A 12,648-nucleotide genomic window follows, 5' to 3' on the forward strand; every position below is an offset into this window, starting at 1 on the left:
AATACAGGTTAGTTTTAGTTTTTTGTGTAGGAGAGTGCAAGAGCATTCTCCTACTTATTCTCAAAAAAAAGAAAAAGAACTTGCGAATTACAGAAAAAATGCTTAACTTTGCATCAAAACAAATTATTTATGAATAGAATAAGATTATACTTTTTACTGCTGATGATTTGCAGTAGTGTGATGATAAATGCTGAAAACTATCCCTATCGCTCAGACTATCTGTGGCAGACTATGCCTGACCATGCGAACTGGTTGTACCAAGTAGGCGAGAAAGCAAAAATAGAGGTAACATTCTGTATCTATGGAATACCACAGAATGTTGAGGTAAACTACGAAATTGGCCCCGACATGATGCCAGCGACATCGAAAGGAAAAGTTTGGCTGAAGAACGGACGTGCCATCATTGATATGGGCACCATGAAGAAACCTGGATTTCTGGACCTAAGACTGACAGCTCAGGTAAACAATCAGAGCTATCAACACCACGTTAAAGTGGGTTTCTCACCAGAAAAGCTGAAACCTTACACGGCGGATCCAAAAGACTTTGATACCTTCTGGAAAGCCTGTCTGGACGAAGCGAGGCAGACGCCAGTATCCTACACCTGTAAGAAAGTGGACGCCTACTGCACTGACGAGACCGAGACCTATCTATTAAAAATCAAGACCGACAGACGCCATAGTATTTATGCCTACCTGTCGAAACCTAAGGCAGAAGGGAAATATCCCGTAGTCCTTTGCCCGCCAGGTGCAGGTATCAAGACCATCAAAGAACCGATGCGCAACATCTTCTATGCCAAGAACGGCTTTATCCGGTTGGAGATGGAAATACACGGTCTGAACCCAGAAATGACCGACGAACAGTTCAAGGAAATCACAACGGCCTTTGACTACGAGAACGGCTACCTGACAAACGGTCTCGACGACAAAGACAACTACTACATGAAGCACGTCTATGTAGCCTGCGTACGCGCCATAGACTTCCTCTGTGCGCACCCTGACTGGGATGGCCAAAACGTGTTTGTACAGGGTGGCAGTCAGGGCGGCGCCCTCTCACTTATCACAGCAGGGCTCGACAGTAGGGTAACTGCCTGCGTGGCCAATCATCCTGCACTGAGCGACATGGCCGGCTATCTGGATAATCGTGCCGGTGGGTACCCGCACTTCAACCGCCTGAAAAACATGTTCACCCCTGAGAAGGTAAAGACAATGGCCTACTACGATGTCGTAAACTTCGCACGGCGCATCACCTGTCCGGTATATCTGACGTGGGGATATAACGACAACGTATGTCCACCAACAACCAGCTATATCGTATGGAACATCATCACTGCCCCAAAGGAATCGCTGATAACTCCCATCAATGAACATTGGACGACTAACGAGACCAATTACGGACAGATGACCTGGCTCAAGAAACAAAAACGCTAATAAGTTCCGTGTAAGGAACTACTGATCAATGCGATAGCGATGCCGATGCTGACATTTTACATTCGACTCGACAACAGGTTCTTCAATGCCTCGATAGGAATGAGACTGTAGCCTATCTGGAAAAGAAAAATGATATGTCGGAGTGACAAATGAGCCACTCCGACATAAAATTTTATATTCTTTAACCTAAAAAGAATTGTGTGCGCGCAAAATATTGCCAATCGTCACTTGTCTATTCAAGAATAATTAGTATCTTTGCAGCGCATTTTTAAAAATATCTTTTAAAGGATAATATTTACATTTAAAAATAGATTAGTAATATGGCAAAGTTAGATTTGACTCAGTATGGCATCACTGGTTCAACCGTGATTGCACACAATCCATCGTATGAGACTCTGTTTGCAGAGGAGACAAAGGCTGGACTCGAGGGTTTCGACAAGGGCGTAAACACCGAGCTCAACGCTGTAAACGTAATGACTGGTATCTACACCGGCCGTTCACCTAAGGACAAGTACATCGTAAAGGATGCACAGAGCGAGGATAAGGTATGGTGGACCACTGAGGAATACAAGAACGACAACCACCCCATGAGCGAGGAGGTTTGGAAGCAGGTTAAGGACATCGCTATCAAGGAGCTTTCTAACAAGAACCTCTATGTAGTTGATGCTTTCTGCGGTGCTAACGAGGCTACACGTCTGGCTGTTCGCTTCATCGTTGAGGTAGCATGGCAGGCACACTTCGTAACAAACATGTTCATCCAGCCTACAGCTGAGGAGCTGGAGAAGTTCGAGCCTAACTTCGTTATCTATAACGCCTCTAAGGCTAAGGTTGAGAACTACAAGGAGCTGGGTCTGAACTCAGAGACTTGTGTTGCCTTCAACACAACAAGCCGTGAGCAGTGCATCATCAACACATGGTACGGTGGTGAGATGAAGAAGGGTATGTTCTCAATGCAGAACTACTATCTGCCTCTGCAGGGTATCGCTTCAATGCACTGCTCTGCTAACACCGATATGGAGGGTAAGAACACCGCTATCTTCTTCGGTCTGTCTGGTACAGGTAAGACCACTCTGTCAACCGATCCAAAGCGTTTGCTGATTGGTGACGACGAGCACGGATGGGACGACGAGGGTGTATTCAACCTCGAGGGCGGTTGCTACGCTAAGGTTATCAACCTTGACAAGGAGAGCGAGCCCGACATCTACAACGCTATCCGCCGCGACGCTCTGCTCGAGAACGTAACAGTAGCTGAGGATGGTAAGATCGACTTCGCTGATAAGAGCGTTACCGAGAACACTCGTGTATCATATCCTATCAACCACATCGAAAAGATTGCCCAGAAGGTAAATGGCAAGAGTGCTGGTCCTGACGCTAAGAACGTTATCTTCCTGTCAGCTGACGCATTCGGTGTACTGCCCCCAGTATCTATTCTGACTCCTGAGCAGACCAAGTACTACTTCCTCTCTGGTTTCACAGCTAAGTTGGCTGGTACAGAGCGCGGTATCACAGAGCCCACTCCTACATTCTCTGCTTGCTTCGGCCAGGCATTCCTCGAGCTGCACCCAACAAAGTATGCTGAGGAGCTGGTTAAGAAGATGGAGAAGAGCGGTGCTAAGGCATACCTCGTAAACACTGGTTGGAACGGTACTGGTAAGCGTATCTCTATCCGCGATACTCGTGGTATCATCGACGCTATCCTGGGTGGTGCTATCCTGAGCGCTCCTACCAAGAAGATTCCTTTCTTCGACTTCGAGGTTCCCACACAGCTTGAGGGCGTAGACACCAACATCCTCGATCCTCGCGACACTTATGCTAACGCAGCAGAGTGGGAGGAGAAGGCTAAGGATTTGGCTGGCCGCTTCATCAAGAACTTCAAGAAGTACGAGGGCAACGAGGCTGGTAAGGCTCTGGTAGCTGCAGGTCCAAAGCTCTAATGCTTAGGAGCGGAAGCAACTTCGCCCTATGCAGGGCAAAGATTGCAGGTCCAAAGCTCTAATAGATAGTCATATAGATTATTTGACTTACATCAAAATAAAGGGCGATTTCTTCGGGAATCGCCCTTATTTTAATTCCAAAAACCTAAACTAACTTAAAATCGGTCAAATTATGGCATATTTTCATTAATTATACACAGAAAATTTCTCATATTTGCAGAAATGTGCGTAAATTTGCAGCCGAATTGTCATAATATAGAATATTGACTCAATGAAAAGATATATTTCTACGCTCTGTATGATGCTGGCAGGCGCTCTTCTCATGACCTCATGTCTGAAGAGTAGCGATGAAGACACCACCCAGTATTACAACGACACTGCCGTTGTCCTGTTTCAGTTGGCAACGGTGAATCGCTACGTTCAGACCACATCAAAATCGGGTGCCGACTCCATCGCGAAGAAAACACTCTCAAATCCTGTGGTCTTCACCATCGATCAGGCAAAGCATCTGATCTATAATACAGACTCGCTGCCATCAGACTGCGACCTGCAACACGTTCTGGCAACTATCAACAGCAAGAACGCAGGCACTGTAGTAATTAACTATCCTGCAAGCGACGGTCAGGATTCGCTGCTCTATTACAGCAGCACTGACTCTATCAATTTCGAGAAGCTAAAGGAGTTACGCGTCTATTCACAGGATGGTGCTGGCTATCGTAGCTATCAGGTAACCATCAATGTACACCACGCAGTAACAGACAAGATGATCTGGGAGCAGAAGACATTAGCCGATTTGCCCACAGACAGCCAAAAAGCAATCTGGGATGAGCAGGTTTCAAAAGCAGGCTTGAAGCAGTTGATCGGATATGGCACAGAAGAAGGCTATGCTTTTGGTAATGATGGCTTGCTGATGGTCAGCAAGGATCTAGGAGATACATGGACTGCCGATAAGCTCGACGACGATGCCAGTTGGTTGCCTACGGACAATATTGCATTTGTATCATGGCCTTTTGCCGCAAACGCCTCGACTGATTACCAGTTGCTGGTAGGCACAAGCGACAAGAACAACAAAGCCTGCATCGTATGGCGCAAGATTGCAGAATATGCCGAGAACAGTCTGCCATCAAAATGGGTTCTTATACCGTTAGAAGATCACAACCAGTATTATCTGCCAAAGATGGAGAACATCAATCTGGTTTACTTCAACAATCAGGCACTTGCCATCGGAAGTGATCAGAAGATATATGTAAGTCGCGATCAGGGCATCACCTGGAAGACTTCTTCGAAATATACGTTGCCCGAAGGGCTGAACTCAAGCAATCTCAGTGCCACAACCGACAAAGACGGATATCTCTGGTTAGTAGACAAGGATACCGATAAAGTTTGGCGAGGCCTGATCATAGAATAATGCAGAAAAGGCTATTGGCAATCATCTTCATCATGGCCACAACGGTGGCTGCCAGTGCCCAGGACGAACCTGAGTACAAATTGGAGATAGGTGCCGGCATTGGACTGATAAGTTACGTAGGCGACTACAACAGCAGTCTGATAAAAAATGAGCAGCCGTGGATGACGGTGATAGCCAAATATCGATTAGACCCGAGAGTGGCAATAGGTCTGAATATCGGTACTGGCAAGATAAAAGGAGCAACAGAGGGCACCAACGCCTGGTATCCTATAACGACCTACGCGTTTGACCACCGCATCACAGAGGCCGACCTACGATTAGAATACAACTTCTGGCCATATGGTACCGGCAACGAATACAGAGGTGCACAACGCCTGACACCGTTTATCACAGCTGGATTAGGAGCCACCATCTATGGTGGACCTGAGAAGGGAGCCACAATGAACCTGCCCATAGGCGCAGGCGTGAAATATAAGATTGGTGACCGTTTGAACCTGATAGCAGAATGGGCCATGCGTTTTACGCTGAGCGACAAGCTGGACGGCAGCAAAGACCCCTACGGCATTAAGAGTAGCGGGTTGTTTAAGAACACCGACTGCTACAGCGTACTCCAGATAGGTTTAAGCTATGACCTCTGGGAAAAATGCAAGACGTGTAACCAAGAGTAAAAATTGAGAAAGTAAATATTGATATATATGAAGGAACTTTTAGACATGAACAGGATTCCCCAGCACATTGCCATCATTATGGACGGCAACGGACGTTGGGCGATGGATCGCGGATTGGATCGTACTTTTGGCCATAAAGCCGGACTTGATAATCTGGAGCAAGTAACTACAGTATGTTCCAACCTCGGTGTAAAGTACCTGACGGTATACGCCTTCTCAATAGAGAACTTCAACAGACCTGCCTATGAGGTGGAGGCTCTGATGGGGCTGGTACTCAGTTTCTTCAAGATGCAGTTGTTCCATAATAACAACGTCAGCTTCCATGTAGTAGGCGATGTTGAAAGACTTCCACAGAGCGTACAGGACAAGCTGCGCTCTATGGTAGAAGAGACTGCCATGTACGATGGTATGGCAATGACCATCGCTATGCCCTATTCTTCAAAACAAGAGTTGGTTAACGTTTCAAAAACCATAGCTCGCAAGGTACAGAACGGAGAAATGAACATTGACGACATTACTGAAGATACCATCAGCGAGAACCTATGGACAAATTGGATGCCCGACCCCGACCTGCTTATCCGTACTGGTGGCGAGGTGCGCATATCTAATTACCTGCTATGGCAGTGCGCGTATTCCGAGTTCTATTTCTGCGATTGCTACTGGCCCGATTTCTCGGAGGAAGAACTACATAAGGCCATCATCAGCTATCAGAATCGTCAGCGCAGATTCGGAAAGACCGAGGCTCAGATAGAAGCAGAAGCAGAAGAAGAAGTGAATAACAAATAGTGATTAGTGAATAATTAAACAAAATGTTATATAATATAATAAGGTATATAGACGTGAAAAGCGAACTGATGGTGAAAGTAGTAGTTTTACTATTCACTATTAACTGTTCACTATTCACAGCTTTCGCTCAGGATAAGATCGTAAACCCCGACATTTCATATGCCGGTACACCTCGCTCATGCGAGATTGGCGGCATAGCCGTTAAAGGTGTAGAAGGATACGAAGATTATGTATTGGCCGGACTCTCAGGACTGACCGTAGGACAGGAAATCGAGCTGCCAGGCAGCCAGATTACAGAGGCCGTTAAGCGCTACTGGCGCAACGGTCTGTTCTCAAAGGTACAGATAACCGCCGACTCAATCGTTGGCAACAAGGTCTATCTCTGCATTCATCTGGGATTGCGCCCACGTATCAAGAACATCAACTACAACGGTATCAAGAAGGCAGAGCGCGAGGATATGGAGGCCAAGTTGGGAATGGTGAAAGGTATGAGCCTGACACGTAATATCATTGACCGCGCTAAGATTCTGGCTAAGAAATACTTCGATGAGAAGGGTTATAAGAATGCTGAAATCGAGATTATTCAGCACGAGGATGCCGCAGGACAGGTAACACTGGATGTAAACATCGACAAGAAAGCCAAGATGAAAGTACGCAATCTGGTTTTCGAGGGTAACGAGAAGCTTACCAGCAAGAAGATCAAAGGTTCGATGTTTGGCAAGGGTGCTTTCGGAAAGATTCACGAAGCAGGCAAACTAACCAATTTCTTCAAGGCCAAGAAGTTTACTGACGAGCGCTATAAAGAGGCTAAACAGGCTCTGATTGACAAGTATAATGAGCTGGGATTCCGCGATGCGACAATCATCGAGGACTCTGTTTATTCGTTCGACGACAAGCACGTCAATATCCTGGTAAAGATTGACGAAGGCGAAAAGTATTTCGTACGTAACATCACCTGGGTAGGAAACACCGTCGTAACCACCGACTATCTGAATGCCGTATTGGGCATGAAGAAGGGTGACGTGTACAACCAGAAGCACATAGACAAACGACTGAAGGAAGATGAGGATGCCGCAGGCAACTATTACTATAACAATGGTTACGTATTCTCGAACATCGATCCAGTAGAAGTCAACATTGACGGCGACTCTATCGATATAGAGATGCGCATCACCGAGGGTCCACAGGCCCATTTGAACCACGTACGCATCTATGGTAATGACCGCTTGTATGAAGAGGTGGTTCGCCGCGAGTTGCGCACTAAGCCTGGCGACCTGTTCAACAAGGAAGCCCTGACCCGTTCAGTACGTGATATTGCCTCTATGGGATTCTTTGATCCTGAGAAGGTTGTTCCAGATATCAAGCCTAACGTAGAGGATGGTACAGTTGACGTAAACTGGAAACTGGAGCAGAAGTCGAATGACCAGCTGGAGTTCTCGTTAGGATGGGGACAAACAGGTATCATCGGTAAGATTGGTATTAAATTCAACAACTTCTCTATCCGCAACCTGTTCGGTAAGAACAAGCTGCACCGCGGTATTCTGCCTTATGGTGACGGCGAGCAATTAGGATTCAGTTTCCAAACCAACGGTAGCTACTATAGCTCGCTGAGTGCTAATTATGGTACCAACTGGTTTGGCGGCAAGCGTCCTAACAGTCTTAACATAGGTGTGTTCTACTCTAAGCAGAGCGACATCTCGAGCTACTACCGCAATAACGCCTTCTACAACAACTACGCAATGTACAGCTACGGCTACGGCGGCTACAACCCCTACTACTATAACTACGAGTCGATGCTTGATGACGACAAGACCATGACAGTATTCGGCGCATCACTTGGTTGGGGTAAGCGTCTGCGCTGGCCTGACGACTACTTCCAGTTGTCTATGCAGCTCGGCTACTCACGCTACATGCTGCGCGACTGGAGCTACTTCTATATCCACAACGGTAACTGTAACAACATCAACCTGGGTCTGACCCTGAGTCGTACATCTACCGACAACCAGCTGTTCCCACGCCGCGGATCAGAGTTCATGGCTTCGGTAACCGTTACACCACCCTGGTCGCTCTTCGATAAGAAGGATTATAAGAACCTGGCCAAGAATTCTAACTCGGCTACCTACGAGGATGAATTGCAGGATGTTTACCGCTGGATTGAATATCACAAGTGGAAGTTTAAGAGCCGTACCTTTACAGCCCTCACCAACGGACAGAAGTGCTTTGTACTGATGACCCGTGTAGAGATGGGCCTGCTGGGCAGCTACAACAATGATAAACGCTCGCCATTCGAGACCTTCTATGTGGGAGGTGACGGTATGAGTGGCTACTCTTACGGATACTCTGAGGAGACCATCGGACTGCGCGGTTACGACAATGGTGCACTCTCCTACTCTTCGGCCTACGAGACCATGATGAAGGGCGGAACCATCTCGTCGTACAACTCATACGCTTATGACCGCTTTACCCTTGAGTTGCGCTATCCGTTCATGCTGGGTAACACCACTATCTACGGACTCGGATTCCTGGAGGCTGGTAACGCATGGGCTAATGCCAAAGACTTCAACCCATTCAAGATGAAGCGTTCGGCCGGTATCGGTGTTCGCATCTTCCTGCCAATGGTTGGACTGATGGGTATCGACTGGGCATATGGTTTCGACAATGTATACACCAGCCAGTACGGTGCTCAGAAGAAGGGTGGAAGCAACTTCCACTTCATCCTCGGTCAAGAGTTCTAATGTAAGCAAAACTTTTAAACCTATTGATAGTTTTCACGTCAAAGTGATATAAAACTTAAAATAGAATGGTTATGAAGAAACTGATTATTTGCGCACTCTGCGCCATCCTCGGATGGACAGCAGCTTCGGCTCAGAAGTATGCCGTGGTAGATATGGAGTATATCCTGAAGAACATTCCTGCCTACGAGCGTGCCAACGAACAGCTCGGTCAGGTGTCGAAACAGTGGCAGTCGGAGGTTGATGCCCTGAACACCGAGGCTCAGACACTTTATAAGAACTATCAGAAGGAAGTAGTATTCCTGTCGAAGGATCAGAAAAAAGCCAAACAGGACGCCATTGTTGAGAAGGAAAAGCAAGCTGCCGAACTGAAGAAGCACTACTTCGGTCCTGACGGAGAACTCTTCAAGAAGCGCACAGCGCTGATGTCGCCCATACAGGACGAGGTCTATAACGCTATCAAAGACATTGCGGAACTGCGAGGCTACCAGCTGGTACTCGATCGCGCCAGCGACTCCAGTATCATATTCAGCTCTCCAAAGATAGATATCTCATCAGAGGTACTTCGCAAACTCGGATATTCGAATTGATAATTAAAAGTAGAAATAATAATTAAAACCAATAAGAAAATGAAAAAATTGATTATCTGCGCTATTTGCGCAATCTGCGGTTTCGCAACCGCTAACGCACAGGGAAAGTTCGGCCATGTGAACACCCAGGAGATCATGCAGGCTATGCCGGAGTTTACAAAGGCTCAGAACGAGATCAAGGCCCTGCAGGACCAGTATGAAGCTGACCTAAAGAGCATGCAGGACGAACTGCAGAAGAAGGGCGAGGCTTTTGAGAAGGAGCAGGCTAACCTGCCAGAGAACATCAAGCAGCGTCGTCAGCAGGAGCTGCAGGATATGTACACAAAGATTCAGCAGAGCTATCAGGACAACCAGCAGGCTCTGGGCAAGGCTTCTCAGGAGAAGATGCAGGCCATCCAGGGTAAGATTCTTGATGCCATCAAGGCTGTGGGACAGGCTGGTCAGTACGTTTACATCATGGAGAACAACTCGCTTCCTTACATCAGCACAACTCTCTCTACCGATGTAACTGCTCAGGTAAAGGCCAAGTTAGGTCTGAAATAATCCGTAAGTCAAATCTCAAAAAACAAGCAACATGAAAAGATTCCTCGTACTTCTTGTGGCATTTGTATCGCTCTCTGCTTTTGCTCAGGACGTAGCCACTCCATCAAGTTCAATCAAGTTTGGCTATCTCAGCTATAAGGCTGCCATCCAGTCGATGCCCGACTATTCGCTGGTTCAGCAGCAGATGATAGAGCTGAAGGCAAAGTATCAGGCCGAGGCTAAGCGCGTAGAAGACGAATTCAACAGGAAGTACGAGGATTTCCTTGAAGGTCAGCGCGACTTCCCTAAGAGCATTCTGCAGAAGCGCCAAAGCGAGTTGCAAGAGTTAATGAACTATAACATCGCCTTCAAGAATAAGAGTCTCGAGCAGTTGGCACGCGATGAGGAGGCAGCTTATGCTCCTCTCTACGACAAGCTGAACGAGGTTCTGGCAGCTATCGGACAGGAACAGGGCTATGCCTTTATCCTTGACACTGACGTAAAGGCTCTGCCTTTCATCAACCCCGCTATGGGCGAAGATATCAATCAGGCTGTAAAGAATGCGCTCACTGCCGAGTAATCCAGGACCGATTGGAGTCTTCGATAGCGGATACGGCGGACTGACTATCCTGCATGGCATCCGTCAGCTGCTTCCCGAATACGATTATCTTTATTTGGGCGATAATGCCCGTGCACCTTATGGACCACGTTCGTTCGACGTGGTCTATGAGTTTACACGTCAGGCCGTCATCAAACTCTTTGAGATGGGTTGCCACCTGGTGATATTAGGCTGTAACACCGCCTCGGCTAAAGCCTTGCGTACCATCCAACAGAACGACCTGCCGAAGATTGACCCAGATCGCCGCGTGTTAGGCATTATACGCCCGACAGCCGAGGTGATTGGCGAGTTAACCACCTCTAACCATGTAGGCGTATTAGCTACTGAAGGCACTATCAAGAGTGAGAGCTACGATCTGGAGATTCATAAACTACATCCAGACATAGAAGTATCGGGCGTGGCTTGCCCCTTCTGGGTGCCACTGGTAGAATACAATGAGGCCGACTCGCCAGGAGCCGATTACTTCGTCAAGAAGCGCATCGATGAAATCATGCGCAAGGATCCCAAGATAGACACCATCATCTTAGGCTGCACCCACTATCCTTTGTTGATGCCTAAGATTCTGAAGTATCTCCCAACAGGTGTTCGCGTCGTACCACAAGGCGAATACGTAGCCGAAAGCCTGAAAAGCTATCTCGAGCGCCATCCTAACATTGAACAGCGCTGCTCTAAAGGGGCTGGTGTACACTACCTCACCACAGAGAATCCCCAGAAGTTCAAGGAACAAGCCCAGATTTTCCTCCACGAACCTGTAGAGGTCGAAAACATCACGTTAGGATAGTTTTTACTATCATCGCGCTTTAGGCATTGTACCTGCAAACCCAAGAAAACCATTAAAAAAAGTTAAGTACCCGCATATTCTTACAGAATCTTTGGCATTTATTAAGAATTAAAACTATCTTTGCAAAAATATTACCACATTAATTAAAAGCTAAGAAATTATGAAGAAACTATTTTTTGCCGCACTGCTCGTTTCTGTAGCAGCATCAGGCTACGCTAAAAAGAAGTTGGCCATTACAGCTAATGGCGAGTCGCTTCAGGCTCTAACACAGGTTACGGATAATGAAGAGCCATGCCTCTACCCATTTGGTGGCGATAATGGTACTGCCCTTTTCTTCTGTGCCCGTGAGAATAAGAGATGGTATAACATCTACAAGAAAGACAATCCTTTCTCTGCAGCTATGACTCAGAAGACAAGCGGAAAGAATCTGAACTATGGTCCTGTATATTGCGCAGCCACAGACAAGATTGCCTTCCGTTGCCAGCTTGAAGGTAGCAGCACCTCCGACATCTATATGATGACCGATGGAAAGGGAAAGGCACTTAACCAGATTACCGAGTCATCGAATGCTTTCGAAGGTTCACCCAGCTTCAACCCCGAAGGCACACTGCTGGTATACAGCAAGGTGCAGTATTCATACTACAGATCATACAATTTCTGGGGCGGTCTATTTGGTGCAGCCAATACAGTAGTCGTTGCCAACAGCGAAATCTGGATGAAGAACCTGAAGACTGGCGAAACCACACTTCTGGGTGCAGGCGCTTGCCCAAGATTCTCACCCGACGGCACCAAGATTGCTTATGTAAAGTATTCGTCTGATGCTAAGAGTACCAGTATATGGACTATGAATACAGATGGTAGCGAGCCTATCCAAATCACAGATGCCAAGAAGGGCTTTGCCTTGAATCCCTGCTGGAGTCCTGACGGAACAAAGTTGGTTTTCCAGTCTTCTAAGAAAGATAAGAAGGACTACGACATCTATATCATCGACATTGATGGCAACAATCTCGTTCAGGTAACTATCAACAAGTCGTACGATGGTATGCCTTACTGGACAAAGGATAATTTCCTCTACTTCGTATCAGACCGTGGTAATACTGAGGAGAATCTGCAGATCTGGCGATTCAAGATGGAAGAATAATACATCTATAAGATAAAAGAAAAAGCAGCCCGCTTATTA

Annotated in this window: 11 protein-coding genes; all 11 read left to right on the forward strand. The window is 46.9% G+C overall.

What is annotated here, in order from left to right:
* Positions 1-129 precede the first annotated feature (129 nt).
* Positions 130-1,428 carry an acetyl esterase Axe7A gene (gene axe7A / locus T495_RS0101385; protein ID WP_033147344.1) on the forward strand — a complete coding sequence of 433 codons (1,299 nt, stop codon included), beginning with the start codon at positions 130-132 and terminating at the stop codon, positions 1,426-1,428.
* A gap of 320 nt (positions 1,429-1,748) precedes the next feature.
* A complete protein-coding gene (gene pckA / locus T495_RS0101390) occupies positions 1,749-3,362 on the forward strand; it encodes a phosphoenolpyruvate carboxykinase (ATP) (RefSeq protein ID WP_028903067.1) in 1,614 nt (537 codons plus the stop codon).
* 271 nt (positions 3,363-3,633) lie between these two features.
* Positions 3,634-4,770 (forward strand): DUF6242 domain-containing protein, encoded by a 1,137-nt coding sequence (locus tag T495_RS0101395; protein WP_033147345.1) that lies wholly within the window; start codon positions 3,634-3,636, stop codon positions 4,768-4,770.
* Entirely contained in the window at positions 4,770-5,438 is a 669-nt protein-coding gene (locus tag T495_RS0101400; protein ID WP_028903065.1) for a DUF6089 family protein, read from the forward strand. Before T495_RS0101395 ends, T495_RS0101400 begins: the two co-directional genes overlap by 1 nt.
* Before the next feature lie 27 nt (positions 5,439-5,465).
* Positions 5,466-6,224: an isoprenyl transferase gene (locus tag T495_RS0101405; protein WP_033147346.1), complete on the forward strand. Its 759-nt coding sequence runs from the start codon at positions 5,466-5,468 to the stop codon at positions 6,222-6,224.
* Between the two features lie 68 nt (positions 6,225-6,292).
* Positions 6,293-8,959: an outer membrane protein assembly factor gene (locus tag T495_RS0101410; RefSeq protein WP_033147656.1), complete on the forward strand. Its 2,667-nt coding sequence runs from the start codon at positions 6,293-6,295 to the stop codon at positions 8,957-8,959.
* A 71-nt stretch (positions 8,960-9,030) separates the two neighbouring features.
* On the forward strand, positions 9,031-9,546 hold the full coding sequence (locus T495_RS0101415) for an OmpH family outer membrane protein (RefSeq protein ID WP_028903062.1): 516 nt from the start codon (positions 9,031-9,033) through the stop codon (positions 9,544-9,546).
* Between the two features lie 39 nt (positions 9,547-9,585).
* Positions 9,586-10,089, forward strand: coding sequence for an OmpH family outer membrane protein (locus T495_RS0101420; protein WP_028903061.1), 504 nt, complete (start codon positions 9,586-9,588; stop codon positions 10,087-10,089).
* A 31-nt stretch (positions 10,090-10,120) separates the two neighbouring features.
* The gene (locus tag T495_RS0101425) at positions 10,121-10,648 is read left to right on the forward strand and encodes an OmpH family outer membrane protein (protein ID WP_028903060.1); all 528 of its coding nucleotides are present in this window, start codon (positions 10,121-10,123) and stop codon (positions 10,646-10,648) included.
* Positions 10,629-11,468, forward strand: coding sequence for a glutamate racemase (murI, locus tag T495_RS0101430; RefSeq protein ID WP_028903059.1), 840 nt, complete (start codon positions 10,629-10,631; stop codon positions 11,466-11,468). The genes T495_RS0101425 and murI overlap by 20 nt, the downstream gene beginning before the upstream one ends.
* Before the next feature lie 160 nt (positions 11,469-11,628).
* Positions 11,629-12,609, forward strand: a complete 981-nt coding sequence (locus tag T495_RS0101435) for a PD40 domain-containing protein (RefSeq protein ID WP_028903058.1) — start codon at positions 11,629-11,631, stop codon at positions 12,607-12,609.
* Positions 12,610-12,648: the final 39 nt, after the last annotated feature.

This window comes from Prevotella sp. P6B1 (assembly GCF_000702825.1).
GTDB lineage: Bacteria > Bacteroidota > Bacteroidia > Bacteroidales > Bacteroidaceae > Prevotella.